The organism is uncultured Capnocytophaga sp. (assembly GCF_937936315.1).
Taxonomy (GTDB): Bacteria; Bacteroidota; Bacteroidia; order Flavobacteriales; family Flavobacteriaceae; genus Capnocytophaga.
In genome coordinates, this window is the sequence record NZ_CALGWU010000023.1 from 83,108 (window position 1) to 108,414 (window position 25,307).

The window sequence follows — 25,307 nt, forward strand, 5'->3', positions numbered from 1 at the left end:
AAAATGACCTTATTAGCCCCTTTGTTAGCCTTATTCTCTTGCAAAAGTTCCCCAGAAGAGCGAAAAGCCACCGAAGCCTTTCCCTTGCAATCCTTATTTACTTATGGGTATTGTGGAGAAAAGGATGGTTTTCAGTATTTCTTATTAGGCAACCAATGGGAGCGTAAAGTGTTCAAAATAAAAAGCTCAGAAATACACATTGATCCTCAATATGCTTTTTACGCTGATCCCTCTTTTGAGCCTAAAATACCTATTACCCCCGTTGAACAAGAAAGAGTCTTTGCCGAAATCCCTACGAATGGACAAAAACTCTATTTGTATAAGGGAGATATCGTACTGCGTTATTTCCTTAGCTGTTCTGACCTACACAAACAGAATACAAACCACCCTACTTATCTCTATGATGAAATAAGTCAGCAGGATGCTGAGGCACACCAAGAAGAACGTGCCTATTATATAGGTTATTATAAAGACGAAAAACTCATTTGTTACCAAAAAATATATAGGGGAGAGGTGTTAATAGAGAAAGAAATAGAATATTAATATATTTATTATCAGTTAATTAATTTGATTTATTGCAAAAAAAAATGTATTTTATTTTGTTACTTCAAATAAATATACTACTTTTGCGCCCTGAATTAAAAATCATTTAATCATTTTATTTTTATGAATCAATACGAAACTGTTTTCATTTTGAATCCCGTTTTATCTGAAACTCAGATAAAGGAAGCAGTAGAAAAGTTTGAAAATTTTCTTACTTCAAGGGGTGCAGAATTTGTAGCAAAAGAGAATTGGGGCTTGAAAAAATTAGCTTACCCAATCCAAAACAAGAAAAGCGGATTTTATCACCTCTTTGAATTTAAAGTAGCTGGTGAAGTAATCGACGCTTTCGAATTGGAATTCCGTCGTGACGAACGTGTTATGCGTTACCTCACTGTGAAATTAGACAAGCACGCCATCGAGTGGGCTGAAAAAAGAAGAGCTAAGTTAAACACTAAAAAAGCGTAAGAAAATGGCAGTAGAACAAAAAAAAGGAGATATCAAATACCTCACTCCACTAAACATCGACACTTCTAAACAAAAGAAATATTGTCGCTTTAAAAAATCAGGTATTAAATACATTGATTACAAAGATGCTGACTTCCTCTTGAAGTTTGTGAACGAACAAGGTAAATTGCTACCTCGTCGCCTTACTGGTACTTCATTGAAGTTCCAACGCAAAGTGGCTACCGCCGTAAAAAGAGCTCGCCACTTGGCTTTAATGCCTTATGTAGCCGATTTATTAAAATAATAACAAGGAGTAGAAACTATGGAAATTATACTTAAACAAGACGTACATAATTTAGGTTTTAAAGACGATGTCGTTACTGTAAAGAATGGCTATGGTCGTAATTACCTTATTCCGCAAGGATTCGCAATTTTAGCTACTCCCTCAGCAAAAAAGGTATTAGCTGAAAACTTAAAACAAAAAGCTTATAAAGAGCAACACATCATCGAAGAAGCTAAGAAAACTGCTAAAGCTCTAGCTAACTTAGCAGTGAAAATTGTAGCCAAAGTAGGTGCTGGTGATAAACTCTTCGGTTCTGTTAATCACGCCGATGTTGCTCAAGAATTAGCTAAAGCTGGTCACAATATTGATAAAAAATTTATCTCTATTGCTGGTAACACTATCAAACGTACAGGTAAATACAACGCCGCTATCCGTTTACACCGTGAAGTAATCGTTGATTTCCCATTCGAAATTGTAGCAGAAGTAGCCAAAGTTGAAGCTAAACCTACTGAAAAAGTAGAAGAACCTAAAGTAGAAGTGTCTGCTGAGCAATCTGCTGAAAACTAATAAATTATAAGTAGTAAATAGTTCATATCAATTATAATTTTTGATACCTATTAAAGATCCAAAATCTTTAGTAGGTATTTTTTTTACAAATATATTTTTTTTTCTCAGAAATAATATATACCTTTGTCCCGTTTTTAGCAAGTTTCTTATTACAATGGAATCAAAAATTAATACAATTGGCCTAACAATATGGGGCTACAAACAAGGTTGTAAAGTTTTAGCTTCTCAAGGAGTTAATTTTCAACTTAAAGAAATAAAAGATAGATTAAAAGATCTTAGTGCTTTTATTCGTATCCATATTCCTCGTATAGATTTTTACACACTCCAATTTACGCAAAACTATAAAATATACACTCAATATCGATCTTCACGTGAGGTGAATGGTCAAACAGGAGTGTATATTGCTGTCTCTTTGTATGTTCCTCACTCTTTGCAATGGCGTGGAGTCCGACAAGTACTTAACTTGTTGATGGATATGTACTTCGCAGAACATATAAACTACGAAAATGGGGCGCCATTGCTTAATGAAAAAGAAGATATTTTTCCATATTTTAATCTCTTAAGAGGTTATGAAAAACAACTTACTGAAGAGCTTGAGGCAAAGCCTTGTACTTTAGAAATGCCTTATGCTCCTAAGGTTTTTCCTTATAGAGATATTTATGAAGTAGATAAATACTTCAATATGCCATATCGTCCTGAGTTTAGCAATCTTCAGGATATCTTATTCTTGCGAAATGAATTTGTTGAGAGTCCTTTTGCTTATAGTATAGAACTTCTTTTTCCCGAATATAGAACTCCTTCAAATACAGCTTCAAACACAGCAAGTAATAGCGGAACATCTCATTTTACCATTGCAGATCATAGAATAAAAGTTTTGGCTTTTATGAGAAATGGTAGAGATGTGAGTTCTACTTATAGAAGTGAGATTTTTTCAGATGATGATACTATAGAATTGCTCCTTGAGAAATCTAAGTATCACCAAATGTTCTCTTATAACGATACTATTAAAAAAGCAATTAAAAAAGGCTATATCAAGCGTGAGAATAATAGTTATAGTTTAGACTTTGTTCCTTTTGTAGAAAAGGAAATAAAAGTTTATGTAGAAACTCCTCAATATGACTTTCAAAAGTACATCACTTTCTTATCTTTAGAAAGTGGTAGCTTCAAAATTAAACCTCATAGTGATAGCAAGGGCTTTTATTTCCTTTTTAAAGGTGAAGAGGCTCAAAAGATATTCAATATCAGTTATAATGGAATTGTTTTTAGAAGTAATTATGTAGTAGATGAAAAAGTCCCTCTATCTATTCCTTTTGAACAATATCATTTTACAGTTGTTTCCAATAAAATAGTATCTGTAGCTCTGAAAATCAATGGGATTTTATTTAGCAACTCCTTGCGTAGTGACTCTCCTATAGAGATAGTTCTTCCTGAACACTTGTATCACTTTGAGTTTGAGAATCAAGATACAAAGAGGGTGATAAGTATTTCTAAAAGTGGTGAGATAAACTATGAAATTGAGGGTAATGTACACAATCCTCAAATGCTTGCTTCTGAAAGCCCTCAAGCAAAAAATCAACTTGCTGTAGTGAATAATAATAGCTTGGCTATTATTGGAGATGACAAGAATAAGCCTGTACACAAATCTCGCTTCTTCTGGCTAAAAATAGCATCTATTGTAGTATTTGTTTTGGCATTAGTAGGTATAGGTTATTGGTTTATATTTCCTATGCTCAAAGATCCTACCAAGGCTTACATTGCTTTTAATTCTGAAAGCAAAATTGAAGATATTCATTTCTTAACAAATATAGATGAACGTACTTATGAGATTGACAGTGCTTATATCCGCTTAAAAAAAGGATTACCTGAAACTGAAACTAAACTGGTAATTACTTTTGCTGAAGAAGGAAAAGATACTGTTGTTTTTAATAGAGAACAACTATCTAAATTGGCGACAATGGTACAACAAGGTAATAAAGATACTCTAAAAATTGATGTAGTATCTCCTGCTCGCTTCTTCCTTGCAGAAGTGAAAAATTGGAAAAACACTCACGCCGATCCTAAAGGAGCTCTTTTCTTAGCTGAAGCAAAAAAACGAAACTATCTTACTGAGAAATTACGTCCTGAGTTTGAAAAAGCAGTATGGGAGAATTTCTTGAAAGATTTTGATTATTCAGCTTATAATAGTGAACAAGTAGATAGTCTCTTGCGTCCTTATTTAAGAGGTGGGGCTTCCGAATTAAAATCCTATCAAAAAGATTTGGAACAAATTATTTCTCAAACTAAAAGTCGCGAGAATCAGGAAGATAATATAGTAGAAGTAGCAACCCCTATGCCTGTTGATACTCCTGCACCTATAAGAGAATCTAAACCTGTTGCAACAACACCTAAAAGCAACCCTAAACCTAAGAAGAATATTCCTACTTCTCATCCTATTGAGACTACTACAGTTATAGTAGAGGGAGGAGATTCTAAAACAGTAGTGAGACGTACTAGAACAGGGGCAAGACCTCACGCTACTAATGTAAGCCTCACAGAGGAGTTTATTGCTGATTTAAAACGTTTCAACTCTCCTTCTTGCTCTGAAGAAGTGGTGGATAAAGTAAAAATTAATGCAAAACGTCTAAGTAATAGTGATTGGGAAGTTGTATCTTACGATTTTAATCAAAACAAAAATGAAATTGAGGAACGTGTGAGACAATATGTAGCATTCTTTACTGCCGTAAAAACAGGAGGTTCCATAGAAAATCTTAAACCGCCCTATTTTGGAGGACAATCAAATATAATCTATTTTCTTAAAAGAGGGGATAATTTTAAAATTGTAAAAGGAAAAACAAATCTCAAAACTTTTACTGATATTCGTCAGGCAATTATCAATACAGGTGTAGAACCTAAATCAATACGATAATAACCATAAAAACACTATACTATGTTAGAAGTTTTTAATAACCTCGACACTTTACTGAAAGGATTTTGGATGGTAGCAATCCCTACCTCTGTGATTTTTATTATCCAAATGACACTTACATTTATAGGAAGTGATGCCTCCGATGGGACTTCTGCCGATTTTGATGGAGATCTAGATGGAGGTGACACACCTTTTCAGCTTTTTTCTTTCCGTAACTTGATGAATTTTTTGTTAGGATTTAGCTGGACAGGGATTTCATTTTATAAAATTATTAACAATCAACTCCTACTCATAACTTTAGCTATTGTAGTAGGAGTTTTGTTTGTATACTTATTTTTCCTTATTATCAGAGCTCTAATGAGACTTTCAGAAGACAATACTTTCAAACTCTCAGAAACTATAGGAAAAACGGCTGAAGTTTATATTCCTATACCTGAATATAAACAGGGGAGGGGTAAAGTAACAATTAGCATACACGGTACTATACACGAGTTGGAAGCAATGACTATTGGAGAACGTCTTCCCTCTAATACCATCGTGAAAATAATTTCTATAGACGATGCCGTTTTATTTGTAGAACGATTGTAACAATTCAAAATTATTTCGTACCTTTGCCCTCTATAAAATATAATTGTAAACACAATGAAAATAGCTAAAAAAATATTTAAGTGGGGAGGTATTACACTTTTGCTCCTCATCATTGCAATGATTGCTATTCCTTTTTTCTTTAAAGATACTATTAAAGAAAAGGTGATTGAGATGGCAAATGAGAATTTAAAAGCAAATATTGCTTTGCAAGATGTAGATATCAGTCTATTTAAAAACTTTCCTAAAGCTCAAGTAACCCTCAATAATTTTGTATTAGTAAATAAAGAACCCTTTGTAGGTGATACTCTTTTTGCTGCTAAACATATTGATGTAACTTTGAGTATAAAAGATTTATTAGCGGGTAACTACAATTTGTTAGGTGCTAATGTGAGGGATGCTTCTGTATACATCCACCTTAATAAAGAAGGAGCTGGTAACTTTGATATCGCCATCCCTTCCGATAAACCTGAAGAGGAATCTGCTCCTATCAAACTTGATATTCAACAATATAACGTTGAAAATTTAAAATTTACTTTTAAAATGGATGATGGTAATCTCTTTATGGAAGTAGCCGACATCTATCATAGCGGAAAAGGTAACTTTGCTGAAGAAGTGTTGGATTTAGATACACAAACTAAAGCCAATGTAACTTTTGCAATGGATAAAAGTACTTTTATGAAACAAGTGCCTATTACACTTCAAGCTATTTTAGGTATTGACCTAAAAAATCAAAAGTACACTTTCAAACAAAATAAAGCTACTGTAAACCGCTTAGATTTAGTGTTTGATGGATTTATTCAGCTATTAGAAGAAGGACAACGTTACGATCTTACTTTTAGCACCCCTACTAATTCATTCCAAAACTTCTTAGCTCTTATTCCTGAAGAGTACTCCAAAAATATTGAAAATGTAAAAACTACAGGTAATCTCACTCTCAAAGGCTTTGCAAAAGGAGATATGGTAGGTGATAAAATCCCTACTTTTGGTATTGAAATGTATGCTGATAATGCTTCTTTCAAATATCCAAACCTTCCTAAAACAGTGCGTGATATCACTATTGACCTCAAAGTAAATAATGATACTGGAATTACTAATGATACCAAAATAAACCTTAATAAGTTTACAATGAGTATTGATCAAGACCATTTCTCCGCTCGTGCTAATGTGAGTAATATGGTAGTAAATCCGTTTGTAGATATGGCTTTGAAAGGTACTGTCAACTTAGCTAACTTATCACAAGCTTACCCTATTTCTTTAGATAAAAAGTTTTCAGGAATCCTCCGTGCAGATATTGCTACACAGTTGGATATGAAATCAGTAGAAGCTAAAAAATATCAAAATATCAAAGCTCAAGGCACTTTGTCTCTTTCTCAATTTGTATATGCAGGCGAAGAGTTTGTCAAACCTTTCCATATTGATAACTTGAATGTAACATTTAATCCTTCACACATTGGCTTATCTCAATTCGATGCTCGTACAGGTGAAACTGATTTACATCTCACAGGAACAATCGATAACCTATATGGTTTTGCTTTTAGAAAAGAAATTCTCAAAGGGAACTTCAATCTCTCATCCAACAAATTAGTAGTGAATGATTTCATGCAACCAGCTGCTAAAGAGGCTACTACTCCCACAAAACAAGAAACTAAAGAAACTCCTAAAATAGAGGCTAAAACACCAACTCAAGCAGCTATAAAGGTTCCAGCTTTCTTAGATTGTACTCTTACAGCCAAAGCTAATACAGTGTCATACGACAATTTGAAATTGAGCAATGTATCTGGTAAACTAATTATAAAAGATGAAAAAGTAGCTTTAGAAAACTTAAAATCAGATATCTTTGGAGGTAACATAGCGCTCTCTGGTGATGTGTCTACTAAAGAAAAAACACCTACTTTTGATGTGGATTTAAACCTCAATCGTGTTAATATTCCCGAAGCTTTCTCTCAAATCACAATGTTAGAGAAAATTGCTCCTATTGCTAATGCTGTACAAGGTAAGGTGAATACAGTTATCAATGTGAAAGGTTCTTTGAAAAATGATTTAACTCCTGAAATTAATAGCATTTCAGGCGATTTATTTGCAGCGCTAATAGACTCTAAAATTGATAGCCAAGGTTCAGCCTTACTCTCAGCCTTAGATAGTCAATTTACAGGATTAAATTTAGCCAATCTTAACTTAAAAGACATAAAAGCTGCTGTTGATTTTGAAGATGGAAAAGTCAAAATCAAACCTTTTACTATCAAATATAAAGATGTAGGCATAGAGGTAGCTGGTTCTCACGGTTTTGACCAACAGATGAATTATAAGTTAACCTTTAACGTTCCTCCTCAAATGCTAGGAAAAGAAGCTGAAGGCTTATTGGCAAAACTTACTCCTGAAAATCAGAAAAAGATAAGTAATTTGCCTGTAGTAGCAACAGTAGGTGGTACTTTTAAAAAACCTCAAGTGAGTACCGATGCTAAAACTGTAGTAAAGGATTTGGCTACCCAAATAGCAAAAAATCAAATTAATAATCTTACAGCTAAAGGTACTGATGCCCTACAACAAGCTTTAGGTTCTAAAACTAATTCAGGTACTGCTGCCGAAGTAACTCAAACCATTGGAGGGTTAATGAAAAACAAAGATAGTACAATGACTAAAGTGAAAGAAAAAGCCAAAGAGGAGGCTAAAAAAGAAGCTAAAAAACAATTAGGTAACTTCCTTAAAGGCTTAGGCGGAAAAAATGAAGGTGAATAAAACAAAAATAAATAGAATTATATATGTATAAAGTAGTACTTTTACGCCACGGACAAAGTGAATGGAATAAGCTCAACCTATTCACAGGGTGGCAAGATGTAGATTTAACTGAGCAAGGAGTACAAGAAGCTCGTGAAGCAGGACGTGTAATGAAAGAAGAAGGTTTCAAATTTGATGTTGCCTACACATCTGTACTTAAAAGAGCTATCAAAACTTTGAACAATGCTTTAGAAGCAATGGGTGACCTTTGGGTACCTACTCACAAAAGCTGGAGACTCAATGAAAAAAGTTATGGAGCACTACAAGGTTTAAACAAAGCTGAAACAGCTGCTAAATATGGTGAAGACCAAGTACTTTTATGGCGTCGCTCTTATGATGTACGTCCTCCATTTATTGAAGAATCCGATGAACGTCACCCATCACACGACCGTCGCTATGCTACCCTTACTAAAGAAGAAAAAACAGCTGGCGAAAGTTTGAAAGATTGTTATGATCGTATGTTGCCTATATGGTTCAATGAGATAGCTCCTGATATCAAAGCTGGTAAAAGTGTAATCATTGCAGCTCACGGTAATAGTTTGCGCTCATTAGTTCAATACCTCGACGGACTTTCTGAGGATGAAATCCTTAAACTCAACATCCCTACAGGGGTGCCTTTGGTGTATGAACTCGATGCTAACTTAAAACCTATCAAGCACTATTACTTAGGTGACCAAGAAGCAATTGCAGCTGCTATCAATAGTGTAGCAAATCAAGGTAAATCAAAATAGTACTTATTTTATCAAAAATACCTCCAAGAAATTTTATTCTTAGGAGGTATTTTTTTATCTATAAAATAATAACTGAACCTTAAAAATATTCAATTCAACACTTCAAACAATAAAAACATCTCATAATTTTTTTCTATCCAATGTATTTGTAATTCAAAAATAATAATTATTTTTGCACTCGAATAGTAATATACTATCTTTGAATTAAAAAAATATATTTAATTACTAAAAACTTTGGTCGCTGAAAATGAACATCTTATTTTTAAGTTATTTTCACTCTGCACGCACTCATTCCTTGCAAATTAAGTTCAAGGCTAAAAGTCTTTCACCACTTCGTATTTGAATCAGGTGTAGTTAGGTAATAAAAAAATAGGTAATAAATGATGTTACCTATATCTTTTACTAAAAATTATTAATTATTTAAATTACACTGTACAAATGAAAAATAAATATATAGACCTAATTGACCAAACCTACTATTTTCCACAAGATGAATTTACTTTAGATGGTGATGAACTTCGCTTTCACAATATTGATTTGATGGAACTCGTACGCAAGTATGGAGCTCCTCTCAAATTTATGTATTTGCCTAGAATATCCGAGAATATTCAACGTGCCAAAAAATGGTTTGAAAAAGCTATTAAAAAACATAAGTACAAAGGAGCATACAACTACTGCTATTGCACCAAGAGTTCTCATTTCAAACACGTAATGGTAGAAGCTTTGAAGAATGATATCCACATGGAAACCTCTTCAGCTTTTGATATTAACATTATCAACAACCTTATCAGCGAAGGATTGATTACCAAAGAGAATTATATTTTGTGTAATGGTTTTAAACGAGATGCCTATATTGATGGTATCGCAGGCCTCATTAATCGAGGCTATCAAAATTGCATACCTATCATTGATAATTATGAAGAAATCAATTTGTTTGAAGAAAAAATAAAAGGATCATACAATATTGGTATTCGCATTGCTTCTGAAGAAGATCCTCGTTCAGAGTTTTATACTAGCCGCTTAGGAATTGGTTATAAAAATATTGTACCTTTCTACAATCGTGAAATAAAGGATAATCCTAAAGTGCATCTCAAAATGTTGCACTTCTTTATCAATACAGGTATTAAAGATAATGCTTATTATTGGAATGAACTTCTCAAATGTTTGCGTGTATACATTCAACTAAAAAAAGTAGCTCCTGAACTTGATAGTCTCAATATTGGTGGAGGTTTCCCTATCAAGAGTTCATTAGCTTTTGAATATGACTATGCTTATATGGTTGATGAGATTATCCGACAGATAAAAATCACTTGTGATCAAGAAAAAGTTCCAGTACCTAATATTTTTACGGAATTTGGTAGTTTTACAGTAGGTGAAGCAGGAGGAGCTATCTACGAGATAATGTATCAAAAGCAACAAAACGACCGTGAAAAGTGGGATATGATCAACTCCTCTTTTATCACTACTTTGCCTGATTCTTGGGCAATTAATAAACGTTTTGTGTTATTGCCAATCAATCGTTGGAATGATGAATATGAACGTGTGCTCCTTGGAGGACTTACCTGTGATGGGGATGATTACTATAATAGCGAGCAGAATATGAATGCAATCTATTTACCTAAATATAACAAAAATAAACCTCTCTATATAGGCTTTTTTAATACAGGAGCATATCAAGATAGTATTGGAGGAGTAGGAGGTTTGCAACACTGTCTTATTCCACAACCTAAAATAGTTCTTATCGATAAAGATAAGGATGGTAACCTTACCTCTCGTCTCTTTATGGAACAACAAAAAGCTGATGAAATGTTAAAGATTTTGGGTTACTAAATTTTATGTTATAAACTTTGTCAAGGTCTCGGGACTTTGACAAAGTTTTTATACTTTTCCCCAAAGCCTAACACCTTTTTCTCTAACTTCTAAAAGAATGAAATACATAGTTTTATTTTTCCTATTAACAACAACTTTATGCGCACAAGATACGACTTCTACTAAAAAATACCACTATAAAATGTGGATAAAACCCTCCTTGAGCATCAATTATCTTGCTGTGGATATAGAAGATGCTCCTATCAATGAAGCTCTAAAAAATAAAACTATATTGCCTAACTACCCTCTTACAATGGGATTAGGTTTAGGAGTTCATAATACCTATATAAATCTTGACTATGCTAGAGGGCTAATGCCTTTGCGCAATGAGGATAAATATGGAAAAACAAGTTATTTTGATTTTCAAATACATTCTTTTATTAATAATAAATTTTTATTAGATCTTTATTATCAAAGTTATAAAGGTTTCTATTATGAAGATGGTCAAGATATACATCTTCTCAAAGATGCTCGTGTACAACAGATAGGAAGTGAATTTTTGTATTTTACTAAATGGAGAGAAACCTCTTTAAGAAATATTTTTAATCCAGAGGGTAATCAATTAAAGCCTTTGTTTAGTTTTTATTTTGGAGGAGGTGTTTTTTACCACAAACTTAGCTTGCCTCTTAATTCTCCAGATAAAATTGATGATTTCAAACATATACAAGCTGGATTTAGTGGAGGGGTTGCTAACCTTTGGGAGCTCACCCCTAATCTCACTTTTAGTGGTTTAGTAGGTTTGGGCTTCTATTTTGGTGGAGAAACAGCTCCTATAAGTAAAATGAAGCTCAATCAATATGTAAATTTTAGATATAACCTAGCTCTTACTTATAAAATTAAAAACTCAACAATAGATTTTTCAATACTTCATAATAATAAACGTGTTTATTTCAATAATTCCGATCTTGTAAGTATTAAAAACTCTACTTTTAGGATAAGTTTTACGCAACAACTCAATGTAACTACTCGCCATAACAACAAAGTGATGAGGTTCTTAGGAATGTAATCTATTTCTTTTGAGAAAACAATAATCTAATAATCAAAATAATACAATTGGTATAATATTTGTTTCTAAATAAAAAGTTAAAAATATTTGGTATTTTTAAAATAAAGCACTACATTTGCGAATTATAAATAAATACATAAAACAAAAAACTGTTTTAAAATTGCAAAACAATATGAGAAAACCATTATTAATGGCTGCTGCACTACTTATTTCGGCAGTCGCATTCGGACAAAAAAAAGAACTCAAAGAGATTGAAAAACAAATCCGTAAAGGAGATTTGACAACAGCTCAAAGTGGTTTAAATGCCATTAAAGGAAGTGTAGAAGGTACTGAGTTCGCTCCTCAATTCTATTTCTTAGAAGCTCAAGCTAATATTGAACTAACCAAGAAAAACAAAAGTTTAGCTTCTTTGCAAGATGCAACTGCTGCTTTTGCTAAAGTAAAACAACTAGAGGGAGGTAAAGGAAAGTATACTAATCAATTACAATCTTTATCTGAAGAAGCTATGAACTTTGCAGTTGGTCAAGCTCAAGAAAAGTACAAAGCTAAGGATTACAAAAATGCTTCAGTAGCTTTTGAACAAGTATATCGCCTTAGCGCTCGCGATACTGTGTTCTTGTACAATGCTGCTGTAGTAGCAGTAGAAGGTAAAGACTATGATAAAGCCGTAAAATTGTACTCAGAACTTAAAGACCTTGGTTATGATGGAGCTGAAACACTTTATATCGCAACCAATAAACAAACTAAACAAGATGAGACTTTCTCTGATAAAAACCAAGCTGAACTAATGGTAAAAGCAGGGACTCACGAAAAAGCAAGAGTTGAAAAAACACCTTCTAAACGCGCCGATATCATAAAAAACATAGCCTTTATCTATGTAGAACAAAAGAAAGTTGATGAGGCTATCAAAGCATTTGAAGATGCTAAAAAAGCATATCCTAAAGATGCAAACATCATCCTTGCTGAAGCTTATGTATACTTGCAGTTAGATAATAAAGAAAAATTCAAACAACTAATGCAAGAAGCTGCTCAATTAGATCCAAATAATGCTGACCTTCACTACAATATTGGGGTAATCAATATGCAACAAGGTAATATTTTGGAAGCTCGCAAAGGTTTTGAACAAGCTCTTAAAATTAAACCTAACTATGCAGATGCTGCCTTAAATATCTCTACAAGCTATATCAATGAAGGGAATAGTTTGATTGAACAAATGAATGGTTTAGGAAACTCTAAAGCAGATATCGCTAAGTTTGAAGCATTAAGAGACCAAAAAGATGGTTTATTCAAAAAAGGTGCTGAAGTATTAGAAAACTATACTAAAACAAATGGTAATGTTGAAAACATCTTAGAACAATTGAAGAACATCTATGGAGCTTTAGGAGATAGTGCTAATTTCCAACGTGTAAAAAAACTTTTAGGACAATAATTGAATCCTATGAAAATGAAAAATAGGAATTAGAGAGAAAAGTCTAATTCCTATTTTTTTATTCCTATTCAATAAAATATTCTATTTTGTCGAAATGCGTTATTTTATAGAACTCTCTTTCTTTGGTAAAAATTATCACGGTTGGCAATCTCAACCGAAGGCTATTTCTGTGCAAGAAGTTTTAGAGCAAGGACTTTCAACAATACTTCGAACTCCTATAAGTATAGTAGGAGCAGGACGTACTGATAGTGGTGTACACGCTTCACAAATGTTTGCTCATTTTGATGTAACTGAACCTTTACCTACCAACTTTGTGCATAGACTAAACGCTTTCTTGCCAAAAGATATTGCTGTTCACAATATATATGAGATGAAACCAGATGCTCATACCCGATTTGATGCTCTCAAACGTACCTATCAGTATCATATTAGTACTCAAAAAGATGTGTTTGCGTATGATTATGCAATGTTTTTCACTCATACATTAAATATAGCAATAATGAATGAAGCTGCTCAAATTCTTCTTGATTATAGCGATTTTCAATGTTTTTCTAAAACTCATACCGATGTAAAGACTTTTATATGCAAAATTTATAAAGCACATTGGGAGAAAATAGACAAACAATTAGTCTTTACCATCACAGCCGATCGTTTCTTGCGTAATATGGTGCGTGCTATCGTAGGAACTCTTATAGATGTTGGATTACAAAAGCTATCACTCACAGACTTTGAAGATATTATTCTCAGCAAGAATAGAAGTAAAGCAGGAGCTTCAGTACCAGCTTGTGGTTTGTTTCTCACTCATATAGAATATCCAGAAGATATCTTTATTCAAAAAATCAATTAAATTATTAGTATTATTCAGTGAAATTCATTACTTTTGCAAACTTTTTTAAATAAAACTAGAAATGAAATATCTACAAAACAAATACTTAAAAATAGTTGTAGCTGTCCTTATTGTAGCTTGGGCAGTATACCAATTCACTCGAGGAAATATAGGAAATGGCATTGCTCTCATTTTTCTATCACTTATTCCTATTTTATTGTATTTTCGCAATGAGTTTATATTACTTACCTTTTTGCGTTTGCGAAAACAAGATTTCGCAGGAATGGAAAAATGGCTTGGCAAAATCGTAGACCCCGAAACAGCCTTATTACGTAAACAACAAGGTTATTACAATTATATGTACGGAATTATCTATTCACAAAAAAATCTTACACAAGCTGAAAAATATTTTCGTAAAGCTTTGCAATTGGGACTTACTATGAGTTACGATGTAGCAATGGCAAAATTGAGTTTAGCAGGTATAATGATGCAGAAACGGAAAAAACGTGAAGCTCAAGACCTTCTTACAGAAGCTAAAAAATTAGATAAGCAAAATCTTATGACCGAACAGATAAAAATGATGCAACAACAACTTAAGAAAATCTAAAATAAACTAACATTTCTTCGATATTTTAGTTTACATTAGAAATTATTATAAAGTTTATTTAGGACTTATTGTTTTTTCAAATGCTATTACTAGTGTCCACTAAAAAAATGACACTAATCAAAATTAAATAATAGAGGTTCACTTGAACTATTTCGTTCTTTGTCATTACTAGTGGTGCGTTGATTTTTTTAAAACTCTTGTAAGTGATTGATATTTAGTTGTTTATAAAGGTTTTTTCTTTCGGCGATTTGAATTTATATTTTATACTGAAATTGATATAATTTATTGATATATAGCTATTTATATTATAGTGATTTTTGAAATGAGTTAAATTTGCATTTTATATAAAATGTAATGAACTCAGGTAAATACGTTTTTTCTCAGATTACAGACTTTATTAATCGAGATGAATTTAACAAATGTGTAAAACACTATAATGCTAATAAATGGGTTCGAGATATGAATTGTTGGCATCTTTTCTTATAATTATTGTTTGGTCAATCATCTGGTTCAGAGTCTCTTAGAAACATTTGTATAGCGTTAGAGTCTCATTCGGATAAACTATATCATATGGGAATAGGCAAAGCTGTTGAACACACTTAACTATCTCGAGCCAATGAGAAAAGAGATTGGCATATTTTTGCTGATTTTGGTCAGTACCTTATAGAAAAAGTCTTTCTATTCAAAAATACGTTTAGAGAAAATTGACCTTTCAAACCAAGTGTTTGCGCTTGATTCAACAACTATCTCAGTAAGTATTAACCTATTATCATAGGCTTTAGGAAAATATTCACGAGGTGCTGTAAAAATCCATACCGCTATTGATATGCGCGGAAATATACCAAGTTTTATACTTGTAACAGACGGCAAATATCATGATAGTAACGTCTTAGATGAAATAGAACCTATTGAAAATGCTATTTATGTAATAGATAAGGCTTATGTTGATTTCAAAGCTCTTTATAGATTTAATGAATTGGAGTCCTTTTTTGTTACAAGAGCAAAGGAAAACCTTAAATATACTATCATTGAAAACAATTTTAACATAGATAAATAGTACAGGTCTTGTATATGATAGAGTAATTTCTTTGACTACAGCCAATTCGTATAAATCATATCCTAAAAATCTACGTTTAGTAGGTTATTATGATGCTGAAAAAGATGAAACATTTGAATTTTTAACCAATAACTTTGAAGCATCTGCTTTAGAGATAGCGAATTTATATAAAAGGTGCTGGCAAATAGAGATCTTTTTCAAATGGATAAAGCAGAATTTATCTATAAAGAAACTTTGGGGGCATTCAAAAAATGCTGTTAAGATTCATATATGGGTAGCAATAATAACCTATCTAATAGTAGCATATATCAAAAATATATCAAAAAGTGAATTAACTATATATCAAATAATTGAAATATTCAGAATTTCTCTATTTGATAAAAAACTTATTAAAAATTTGATTGTCAAAGATAAAGATAAAATTGAAATAGAACAACCTAATTTATTTAACCTTTAAAATCAACGCACCAGCAATATTATGGAAAGAATAATAAAGACCTAATGACTGCACCCATTTACAAAAATCTTTCATATTGTTTATACTTTATAGGTAAAAGCTATATAGGAGAAGTAAATTCCTACGATTATAAAGAAAACACCTGTAATAAAACCAATAATACGCGCCATATCACGGCCTAAATAACGGCTTATTTGCCCCATAGTCCAATTATTTTGGTAATGTTTATCGGGTTCGTATAGCCAATCCCAGTTTTTTAGAGCGCCTATGATGAGGCAAATACCAAAAGCAGCGAGCAAAAGAGCTACAATACCACCAAATGTAATAGGGTTTTTACCTACCCAATTTTTAAATGTTTCCATAGTGTTTAATATTATAGACAAACAAAAATAATAAACTTATTTTTAGAGGGCGATTGGCAAATCGCTCCTATAATATGCCAAAAAAGCGAATGATTATCAGTGAGTAAACTTTGCCAAAGTCTGAAACTTTGGCAAAGTGTAACGATACTTATGCTTCTATCATTTGCATAGCTTTTAGAGCTTGGTATACACTGTTGATGTTTTCAAAAATGAGCAATAGACGCAAGCCGTTGCGGGTTTCTTTCTCTTGCATACGACACTTATCGGGGTAGCGTTGTACAAAGAGCAGTAGCTTTTGGAAGCGCGCACTTTGATAGAACGGACTATTTTGGTCGGCAATGAAATAGCCCGTCATCTTTCCGTTTTTCATTACAAGTTTCTCAATTCCCATACGGGTAGCCAACCATTTTACACGTACACTATTGAGCAAGTCAATAGCTTGAGGGGGTAACTTGCCAAAACGGTCGATAAGGTTGCGTTCATAGACTTGTAAGGCTTCCTCATTGGGCAGATTACTCAGTTCGTTATAAAGATTGAGTCGTTCGGCTACTCTATTGACATAAGTGTCAGGGAAGAGCAGTTCAAAGTCACTATCTATTTGAGTATCGCTGAGGTAAGTTTTGTCTTCTTCGGTGGTGTGGTATAGTTCAGAGAACTCATTTTCTTTGAGTTCTGTTATGGCTTCTTGTAATATCTTTTGGTAGGTATCAAAGCCTATTTCATTGATAAAACCACTTTGCTCTCCACCCAAGAGGTCGCCAGCCCCTCTAATCTCTAAATCTTTCATAGCGATATTGAGTCCGCTTCCTAAATCGGAGAACTGAGCTATCGCTTCAATACGCTTGCGGGCATCGTCGCTCATCGCTATCAGAGGAGGCGTAATGAAGTAGCAAAAAGCCTTTTTATTACTTCTACCTACGCGCCCGCGCATTTGGTGTAAATCGGATAAGCCGAAATTATGTGCATTGTTGATAAAGATAGTGTTGGCATTAGGAACATCTAAACCACTTTCAATAATAGTGGTAGCAACCAATACATCATACCTTCCTTCCATAAAGGCGAGCATTGTCTCTTCTAATTTCTTTCCGTCCATTTGTCCGTGACCAATGGCGATACGAGCATCAGGGAGCAATCGCTGAATCATTCCAGCCACCTCTTGAATATTTTCAACCCTATTGTGCATAAAGAATACTTGTCCGCCACGCTGAATTTCATAACGAATACCATCGCGTATTACCTCTTCATTGAAAGGTACTACTTGCGAATCAATAGGGTAGCGGTTAGGAGGAGGGGTATTGATAACCGAAAGATCGCGGGCAGCCATCAAACTGAATTGTAGTGTGCGTGGGATAGGCGTAGCGGTGAGCGTAAGTACATCGAGGTTTTCTTTGAGGGTTTTGAGCTTATCCTTCACACCTACGCCAAACTTTTGCTCTTCATCAACAATCAGTAATCCTAAATCTTTATAAGTAACCTTTTCGCCTACTATTTGATGTGTACCAATAATAATATCTAACTGACCTTTAGCTAGTTCTTCTAAGATGATTTTCTTTTCCTTGGCTGTGCGGAATCGGTTGAGATAATCGATGCGCACAGGAAAGTCTTTCATACGCTGGCTAAATGTTTGAAAGTGTTGGAAAGCCAGTACTGTAGTAGGTACAAGTACGGCTACTTGCTTGCCATTATCGACAGCTTTGAAGGCAGCACGAATGGCTACTTCAGTTTTCCCGAAGCCTACATCACCACACACCAACCTATCCATAGGTTTAGAGCTTTCCATATCAGCTTTTACTTCGGCAGTAGCCTTACTTTGGTCGGGAGTATCCTCATACAAGAATGAGGCTTCCAACTCGTTTTGCATATAACTGTCGTGAGCAAAAGCAAATCCTTGGGCTTCTTTTCGTTTGGCATATAACTGAATGAGGTTGAACGCAATTTCTTTTACACGAGCCTTGGTTTTCTGTTTGAGGGCTTTCCATGCTCCTGAACCTAATTTATAAATCTTAGGAGGTTTGCCATCTTTTCCGTTATATTTACTAATCTTATGTAGCGCGTGAATGCTAACGAATAACACATCGCGGTCTCCATAAATCAGTTTGATAGCTTCTTGTTGTTTGCCTTCTACTTCAATCTTTTGTAAACCAGCGAACTTACCAATACCGTGGTCTATATGTGTAACATAATCACCTACCTCTAATTGCATCAGTTCTTTAAGTGTAATGGCTTGTTTTTTTGCATAACCATTCTTTAGCTGAAATTTATAATAGCGTTCAAAGATTTGATGATCAGTGAATACATTGTATTTTAATTCAGTATCTACAAAGCCAGCGTGTAGCGATAATTGTACCGTTTGGTAAGGTACTTTTTGTTCCATTTCCTCAAAAATATCTTGAAATCGCTTGGCTTGTTGTTCACTTCCGCAGAGGATATAGTTTTGAAATCCTTCTTCGTGTTTGTTGTTGAAGTAACTAATAAGGAGTTCAAACTGTTTGTTAAAAGAAGGTTGCGGGGTGGTATGAAAAGAGAACTCCTTTTTGTTTTTAGAAGCGGGAGTTGTAGCATTGATGTTTACTTGTTGGAATCTCTGGATTTGTTTTAATAAGTCTGTTGCTTGACAATAGAGTTCCTCTGGAGGGGTACGTTTTACTTCATTGGGGAGCTTTTGATAAATATCGGTAGCTTTAGCAAAGAGTTTTTCAATTTTAGCATCAAAAAATCCCATATCCTTACCAATGAATAGCGTTTGCTCACTGATATACTCCAAGAATGACTGTCGTATCTCATCACTTTCTTTGTTTTCTACATTAGGGATAATTGTAATTTTTGATAGTTGAGCAGTAGATAACTGACTTTCTACATCAAATGTACGGATGCTATCAACTTCGTTTCCAAAGAATTCAATGCGATAAGGTTCATTATTTGAAAAAGAAAATACATCTACAATCCCACCACGTACCGAGAACTCACCAGGTTCGGTAACAAAATCAGTGCGGTTGAAATGGTAGCTGAAAAGCACTTCATTGAGAAAATCAATAGTGAGTGAGTCTCCTTTTTGGATTTTTAGCGTATTTTTTTCTAATTGCTTTCGCGTGATGACCTTCTCAAAAAGTGCTTCGGGGTAGGAGACTATGAGTAATGGTTTTGTACTATGACTCAATTGGTTGAGGACTTCAGCACGCAATAACACATTGGCATTATCGGTATCTTCAATTTGATAAGGTCGACGATAGCTATCAGGAAAGAAAAGTACCTGTTGTTCTCCTACTAAGGTTTCTAAATCATTGAGCATGTAGGCACTTTCTTCTTTATCGGGTAGCAGTACTAATAGAGGTCTATGGACTGTATTGAACAAGTTAGCTATTACTATTGACAAAGAAGCCCCTGCCAATCCCGTAACCTCTGCATTTTCTTTTGTTTGTAGGTGTTTTAATAGAGATTGATAAGTGCTGTTTTCAGTAAATTGTTGTAGGAATGATTTCACAGTAAATTATAAAATATTAAAGTAGTGCTTCAACGTTGATAAGTGGATTGTTTAACTTGTCTTTCAAAATGACTTCAATGCCTTTTTTTAAGGTTTGAGTAGATGACGGACAGCCACTGCAAGCCCCTTGTAAGAGTACTTCTATGTGATGGGTGTCGCGGTTGTAAGAAATAAATTGTATGTTACCTCCATCGGATGCTACAGCGGGTTTTACATATTGTTCTATGATAGCTACGATTTGTTGCGATATTTCGTCGGTAGTAACCATAGAGAGCAAGCGCGCTTGGGCTTCTTCTTGTCGCCTTTTTATCTCGGCAGGGTTAATGATAGGGCGACCTTCACTTAGGTATTTACGGATATAATCGCGCAAGTCGGCAGCTATCATTTCCCATTCTTCCATACCTTTTTTGGTGAGCGATATATAATTATCATCAAAAAAAACTTCTTCAATAAATGGAAAACGCGTTAAGAGAGTTGCAGCCATAGGTGCCTCTGAGGCTTCTTCTATTGATTTATACTCTATTACAGTAGGTACCAAACGCTTGTTGGCTACGAACTTCATCACGGTGGGGTTGGGGGTTGTTTCAGTATATACAGTAATAGCTTCCCCCATAGGTTTTCCAGCTTCGCCTAATAATATATCTTTACCGGATTGCAAATACACTAATACTTGCTGAGCAACCTCTTCCTGAACTTCTTTCCATTCAACAATGGGAAAGCGTTTCAAAGCAATGAAATTACTCGAAATATAAACAGTTTTTACAAAGGGCAAATAAAAGAGCTCCTTAGCTAAAGGAGCGTTTTTAGCTTCATCTATGTTTTTAAACTCATAACTCCCTTTTACCAAAGGTCTGTTAGCTTCGAGTTTGATGATGTCGGGGTTAGCAGTAGGTTGTATTTTCAGGGTAAGGTCTGTCATTTTATTTGTCTTTACGTCCGAAATCGGCAGGATTTTCGCCCCACGCTTGGGTTTCCCATTTTAAAATAGGGTTAGGATAAGTATTGTTGTGTAGCCATTGTTCAGCACGGGCTATCAGTTCAAATATTTTTTCGTTATGAGAGGTGCGTGGCACTTTAGTTTTGCACACCTTTTGGCGCACCCAGTTCATCGCTATTTTGCTATCAGAGTAGACCGGTAAGCTGAGGTTGCGTTGCTTCATAAAGGCTAAAGCGTGTACGATAGCCAAAAACTCCCCTATGTTGTTCGTGCCGTCTTTTATTGGTGCAATTCTAAATATTTCGGCTTGAGTTTCGGTATCTACCCCTCGGTATTCCATAATTCCAGGGTTACCACTGCAAGCAGCATCAACAGCTATAGAAGGCAATATGGGGGAACCTATACGCTCTAATTCTAAGGGGGATAGGGTAGGAGAGGAGTCTACTTTCTTACCTTTGTATTGCTCAAAGCTCTCATTGAAGGCTTTTTCAGCCATTGCCTGACTCTCAAAACTCTTAAATTTAGCATACGGATAGCCTTCAACGGCTTTTTTGCACTTATCCCACGAGCTAAAGATACCCGTTTTGTGCCCTTCCCACACTACATAGTACTTCTTTTTTGGCATTTTAAAGGAAGAATATTAATACTAAAAGAACCATTACAATGGCAATTACTCCGATGATAATATTGTTGTCATTTTCTTTCATCGTACCAATTTCTTATACTTAATCCTTGTAGGTGTTACCTCTTTGCCAAGGCGTTTTTTCTTGTTCTCTTCATATTCTGAGAAGCTACCTTCAAAGAAATATACTTGCGAGTCGCCCTCAAAAGCTAAAATATGGGTGCAGATACGGTCTAAGAACCAACGGTCGTGCGAGATTACTACAGCACAGCCTGCAAAGTTTTCCAACCCTTCCTCTAGGGCGCGTAGGGTATTCACATCCAAATCGTTGGTAGGCTCGTCCAACAGTAATACGTTACCTTCTTCTTTTAGGGTCATAGCAAGGTGCAAGCGGTTACGTTCGCCTCCCGAGAGGGTCGCTACTTTCTTGTTCTGCTCACTACCGCCAAAGTTAAATCTACTTAGGTAAGCACGCGAGTTCACCTGTCTGCCACCCATCATTATCAGGTCTTGTCCGCCTGAGAAGTTCTCCCAAATAGACTTTTCGGGGTCTATCTGCTTATGAGTTTGGTCTACATAAGCTATTTTTACGGTTTCGCCTACCAAAAACTCACCGCTATCAGGTTTTTCTTCCCCCATAATCATACGGAAAATGGTAGATTTACCTGCTCCATTAGGTCCTATTACCCCTACAATACCTGCTTGTGGCAATACAAAATTAAGGTCGTCATATAATAATTTATCACCAAAGGCTTTAGCTACGTGACGTGCTTCTATCACGTTGGTTCCTAAACGAGGTCCGTTAGGGATGTATATTTCAAGTTTTTCTTCTAATTGTTTTTGGTCTTCATTGAGCAATCGGTCGTAGTTCTGCAAACGTGCCTTTTGTTTGGCTTGTCGCCCTTTAGCACCTTGTCGTACCCATTCAAGCTCGCGCTCTAACACCTTTTGGCGTTTGCTTTCAGTTTTCTGTTCTTGAGCGAGTCGTTTGGCTTTCTGGTCGAGCCAAGACGAGTAGTTACCTTTCCACGGAATTCCTTCTCCGCGGTCGAGCTCCAATATCCAGCCTGCTACATTATCCAAGAAATAACGGTCGTGGGTTACGGCTATCACGGTACCGGCGTACTGTTGCAAGTGTTGTTCTAACCACAATACCGATTCGGCATCGAGGTGGTTTGTAGGCTCATCAAGTAACAAGACATCGGGTTGTTGCAAGAGTAGACGACAGAGTGCTACCCTACGGCGTTCTCCTCCCGAAAGCACTTTGATAGGTGTATCAGGCTCAGGGGTGCGGAGGGCTTCCATAGCTACTTCCAGCTGGTTATCGAGTTCCCAAGCGTTTAAGGCATCAATCTTATCTTGTAGCTCGGCTTGTTTATCCATCAACTTTTGCATCTTATCGGGGTCAGAATAGTTTTCTTCCAAGCCGAAAAGGTCGTTGATATGGTTAAACTCATCGAGTAGTTTAACGGTTTCGGCTACGCCTTCGCGTACTACCTCTATCACGGTTTTCTCATCATCAAGGTGTGGTTCTTGTTCCAAATACCCTACAGTGTAGTTAGGAGCGAAAACCACTTCGCCCTGATAGTTTTTATCAATTCCTGCTATAATTTTTAGTAAAGATGACTTACCAGAGCCATTAAGACCTAAAATACCTATTTTAGCTCCATAAAAGAAACTCAAGTAGATGTCTTTTAGAACTTGTTTATTAGTAGATGAATAGGTTTTGCTTACCTTATTCATCGAAAAAATAATCTTTTTATCGTCTGCCATAATGTAATTAGCTAATATAGTGATTAGTAAATTTGGTGCAAAAATAATAAAAAAACTGGTATAGTTCAAAACTACACCAGTTTTTATTATCTATGTTATGTGAAATTTTAGAATCTAAAGACGCCGCCAATACCTAATACAGTTTCAAAGAAGAAGAAATCGTGTTTAGCTTTATCGGCTATATCGTAAGTAGTGCGTACGTCGTACATATTGATATAACCACCTTTAAGTTCACCAACTACACGAAAATACTTTAAGAAAGTGAGGTGTAATCCAGCTTTAGCATTTACTCCTACCCCTGCAATGTGAAATTCGTCGTAACGTTCTTTATTGAGGAGCTTTGTATTAGATTTTGGATATAAAGCGCCAAAACCAAGTCCTTCTGTTAAGCTCACTTGTAATATATCAGTGTTACGGATGCCAAACAAACGAGAAATATCATCGATACGATCCCCTTCCACTACTACATAGTTGAGTCCGTCAGTATGTTCAAAGGTGAGGAAATCCTCGCTGAGCAATTTATCGACATTGTTATATACACCATTGTGTGAAGTGCCAGAACCATTGATATATCCATCCATTTTCACAGTTTGCCCGTTTTTCATTACATATTTCATATGGTCTACTCCTATAGAAACAGTGTAATGATCTGAAATGTAATATCCTATGTGAAAATTGGTTTGAGGGATAGTCATTCGCAAAGGATTGATATAGTCGATATGCCAACCTTTAGGACGGTCTACCGCTTCAACATCTTTGATGGTAAAATCGTAGCCATTACCAGTGAAAGTAATATTAGAATTAGAGTACCAGCCGCGATTACCACCCCAGAAGAAGAAGAATTCACCTTTGTTATGAGCAGTGTAAAGTTCTTTAGGCGTTTCTTGTGAAAAAAATGTTAGGGTGCTCATTCCTAATGCTATAGTGATAAAATTTTTTTCATTAATGATTATTTTTAGTTATTGATTTTTACAAGATTAGCATTGCATCGCCATAAGAATAAAACTTGTATTTTTGTTCTACAGCTTCTTTATAGGCACGCATAATGAGATCGTGACCAGCAAAAGCAGATACCATCATCAGTAAAGTAGATTTAGGAGTGTGGAAATTAGTGATCATCGCATTGGCAACACTAAAATTGTAAGGAGGGAAAATAAATTTATTTGTCCATCCATCAAATGGATTTACGAAGCCATCTGAAGATACTGAACTTTCTAATACACGCATTACAGTTGTCCCTACTGCACATACACGTTTTTTATTTTCTTTAGCAGTATTGATAACTTTTGTCTGGCTTTCAGGAATATGTATCTCTTCACTATCCATTTTGTGTTTAGAAAGGTCTTCTACCTCCACAGGATTGAAAGTTCCTAAACCAACGTGTAATGTTACTTCAGCAAAGTTAATACCTTTAATTTCTAAGCGTTTCATCAAGTGTTTAGAAAAGTGCAGGCCAGCTGTAGGAGCTGCTACAGCACCTTCATGTTTAGCGTAAATAGTTTGGTAACGCTCTTCGTCTTCAGGTTCTACAGGACGAGAAATGTATTTAGGTAGTGGAGTTTGTCCGAGCTCAGTGAGATGTTGACGAAACTCTTCATAGGTGCCATCATATAAGAAACGAAGGGTACGACCACGAGAGGTCGTATTGTCGATTACCTCGGCTACTAATTCGGCATTTTTACCAAAGTAGAGTTTATTGCCTATACGTATTTTGCGAGCAGGATCAACAAGTACATCCCATAAACGTTGTTCAGCGCTCAATTCACGTAATAAAAAAACTTCTATTTTTGCTTTAGTTTTTTCTTTATTACCATATAAGCGAGCTGGGAATACTTTGGTGTTGTTGAGTACAAACACATCGCCATCATCAAAATAATCAATTACATCTTTGAACGACTTGTGTTCAATTTCTCCTGTTTTGCGATGTACCACCATTAGGCGAGCTTCATCGCGGTTTTCGCTGGGATATTCAGCTAATAACTCTTTAGGAAGATCAAAATTAAAGTTTGAAAGTTTCATATATTTTCTACAAAATTATTGTTAGT

General features: G+C 35.0%; 22 protein-coding genes and 1 pseudogene. 16 read left to right on the plus strand and 7 right to left on the minus strand.

Features of this window, described 5'->3' with window-relative positions; translation table 11 throughout:
* Positions 1 to 3 precede the first annotated feature (3 nt).
* From Q0162_RS03310 to Q0162_RS03385, 16 genes and pseudogenes are all read left to right on the plus strand, one after another.
* Entirely contained in the window at positions 4 to 543 is a 540-nt protein-coding gene (locus Q0162_RS03310; protein WP_297889053.1) for a hypothetical protein, read from the plus strand.
* A gap of 123 nt (positions 544 to 666) precedes the next feature.
* On the plus strand, positions 667 to 1,008 hold the full coding sequence (rpsF, locus tag Q0162_RS03315) for a 30S ribosomal protein S6 (protein WP_002679068.1): 342 nt from the start codon (positions 667 to 669) through the stop codon (positions 1,006 to 1,008).
* Positions 1,009 to 1,012: 4 nt separating this feature from the next.
* Positions 1,013 to 1,291, plus strand: a complete 279-nt coding sequence (gene rpsR / locus Q0162_RS03320) for a 30S ribosomal protein S18 (RefSeq protein WP_002671374.1) — start codon at positions 1,013 to 1,015, stop codon at positions 1,289 to 1,291.
* Between the two features lie 18 nt (positions 1,292 to 1,309).
* The gene (gene rplI, locus Q0162_RS03325; RefSeq protein WP_297889077.1) at positions 1,310 to 1,837 is read left to right on the plus strand and encodes a 50S ribosomal protein L9; all 528 of its coding nucleotides are present in this window, start codon (positions 1,310 to 1,312) and stop codon (positions 1,835 to 1,837) included.
* Between the two features lie 154 nt (positions 1,838 to 1,991).
* Complete coding sequence (locus Q0162_RS03330) at positions 1,992 to 4,742, plus strand: hypothetical protein (protein ID WP_297889081.1); 2,751 nt, start codon at positions 1,992 to 1,994, stop codon at positions 4,740 to 4,742.
* A gap of 21 nt (positions 4,743 to 4,763) precedes the next feature.
* Positions 4,764 to 5,330 carry an NfeD family protein gene (locus tag Q0162_RS03335; protein ID WP_297889084.1) on the plus strand — a complete coding sequence of 189 codons (567 nt, stop codon included), beginning with the start codon at positions 4,764 to 4,766 and terminating at the stop codon, positions 5,328 to 5,330.
* Positions 5,331 to 5,384: 54 nt separating this feature from the next.
* Positions 5,385 to 8,066 carry an AsmA-like C-terminal region-containing protein gene (locus Q0162_RS03340; protein WP_297889095.1) on the plus strand — a complete coding sequence of 894 codons (2,682 nt, stop codon included), beginning with the start codon at positions 5,385 to 5,387 and terminating at the stop codon, positions 8,064 to 8,066.
* Positions 8,067 to 8,089: 23 nt separating this feature from the next.
* A complete protein-coding gene (gene gpmA, locus Q0162_RS03345) occupies positions 8,090 to 8,836 on the plus strand; it encodes a 2,3-diphosphoglycerate-dependent phosphoglycerate mutase (RefSeq protein WP_297889099.1) in 747 nt (248 codons plus the stop codon).
* Positions 8,837 to 9,274: 438 nt separating this feature from the next.
* A complete protein-coding gene (locus Q0162_RS03350; protein ID WP_297889101.1) occupies positions 9,275 to 10,666 on the plus strand; it encodes an arginine decarboxylase in 1,392 nt (463 codons plus the stop codon).
* Between the two features lie 97 nt (positions 10,667 to 10,763).
* Positions 10,764 to 11,711, plus strand: coding sequence for a DUF4421 family protein (locus Q0162_RS03355; RefSeq protein WP_297889104.1), 948 nt, complete (start codon positions 10,764 to 10,766; stop codon positions 11,709 to 11,711).
* A 172-nt stretch (positions 11,712 to 11,883) separates the two neighbouring features.
* A complete protein-coding gene (locus Q0162_RS03360) occupies positions 11,884 to 13,140 on the plus strand; it encodes a tetratricopeptide repeat protein (protein WP_297889106.1) in 1,257 nt (418 codons plus the stop codon).
* Between the two features lie 94 nt (positions 13,141 to 13,234).
* On the plus strand, positions 13,235 to 13,987 hold the full coding sequence (gene truA, locus Q0162_RS03365; RefSeq protein WP_297889109.1) for a tRNA pseudouridine(38-40) synthase TruA: 753 nt from the start codon (positions 13,235 to 13,237) through the stop codon (positions 13,985 to 13,987).
* Between the two features lie 61 nt (positions 13,988 to 14,048).
* A complete protein-coding gene (locus tag Q0162_RS03370; protein WP_297889112.1) occupies positions 14,049 to 14,573 on the plus strand; it encodes a DUF2892 domain-containing protein in 525 nt (174 codons plus the stop codon).
* A 354-nt stretch (positions 14,574 to 14,927) separates the two neighbouring features.
* A pseudogene (locus Q0162_RS03375) lies at positions 14,928 to 15,176 on the plus strand (DUF4372 domain-containing protein).
* 223 nt (positions 15,177 to 15,399) lie between these two features.
* Positions 15,400 to 15,630: a hypothetical protein gene (locus Q0162_RS03380; RefSeq protein ID WP_297889113.1), complete on the plus strand. Its 231-nt coding sequence runs from the start codon at positions 15,400 to 15,402 to the stop codon at positions 15,628 to 15,630.
* 31 nt (positions 15,631 to 15,661) lie between these two features.
* Positions 15,662 to 16,087 carry a transposase gene (locus tag Q0162_RS03385; protein WP_297889114.1) on the plus strand — a complete coding sequence of 142 codons (426 nt, stop codon included), beginning with the start codon at positions 15,662 to 15,664 and terminating at the stop codon, positions 16,085 to 16,087.
* 80 nt (positions 16,088 to 16,167) lie between these two features.
* Here the strand turns inward: Q0162_RS03385 and Q0162_RS03390 are convergent, their stop codons facing one another.
* The 7 genes from Q0162_RS03390 to queA all read right to left on the minus strand — a co-directional run bounded on the left by Q0162_RS03390 (position 16,168) and on the right by queA (position 25,281).
* The gene (locus tag Q0162_RS03390) at positions 16,168 to 16,449 is read right to left on the minus strand and encodes an immunity 17 family protein (protein ID WP_297889116.1); all 282 of its coding nucleotides are present in this window, start codon (positions 16,447 to 16,449) and stop codon (positions 16,168 to 16,170) included.
* Positions 16,450 to 16,597: 148 nt separating this feature from the next.
* Complete coding sequence (mfd, locus tag Q0162_RS03395; RefSeq protein ID WP_297889118.1) at positions 16,598 to 19,930, minus strand: transcription-repair coupling factor; 3,333 nt, start codon at positions 19,928 to 19,930, stop codon at positions 16,598 to 16,600.
* Positions 19,931 to 19,946: 16 nt separating this feature from the next.
* Positions 19,947 to 20,849 carry a NifU family protein gene (locus tag Q0162_RS03400; RefSeq protein ID WP_297889121.1) on the minus strand — a complete coding sequence of 301 codons (903 nt, stop codon included), beginning with the start codon at positions 20,847 to 20,849 and terminating at the stop codon, positions 19,947 to 19,949.
* Position 20,850: 1 nt separating this feature from the next.
* Positions 20,851 to 21,492 (minus strand): ribonuclease H family protein, encoded by a 642-nt coding sequence (locus tag Q0162_RS03405; RefSeq protein WP_297889124.1) that lies wholly within the window; start codon positions 21,490 to 21,492, stop codon positions 20,851 to 20,853.
* Between the two features lie 78 nt (positions 21,493 to 21,570).
* A complete protein-coding gene (gene ettA / locus Q0162_RS03410; RefSeq protein ID WP_009413175.1) occupies positions 21,571 to 23,262 on the minus strand; it encodes an energy-dependent translational throttle protein EttA in 1,692 nt (563 codons plus the stop codon).
* A 107-nt stretch (positions 23,263 to 23,369) separates the two neighbouring features.
* Complete coding sequence (locus Q0162_RS03415; protein ID WP_297889128.1) at positions 23,370 to 24,173, minus strand: hypothetical protein; 804 nt, start codon at positions 24,171 to 24,173, stop codon at positions 23,370 to 23,372.
* Between the two features lie 58 nt (positions 24,174 to 24,231).
* Positions 24,232 to 25,281: a tRNA preQ1(34) S-adenosylmethionine ribosyltransferase-isomerase QueA gene (gene queA / locus Q0162_RS03420; RefSeq protein WP_297889131.1), complete on the minus strand. Its 1,050-nt coding sequence runs from the start codon at positions 25,279 to 25,281 to the stop codon at positions 24,232 to 24,234.
* Positions 25,282 to 25,307: the final 26 nt, after the last annotated feature.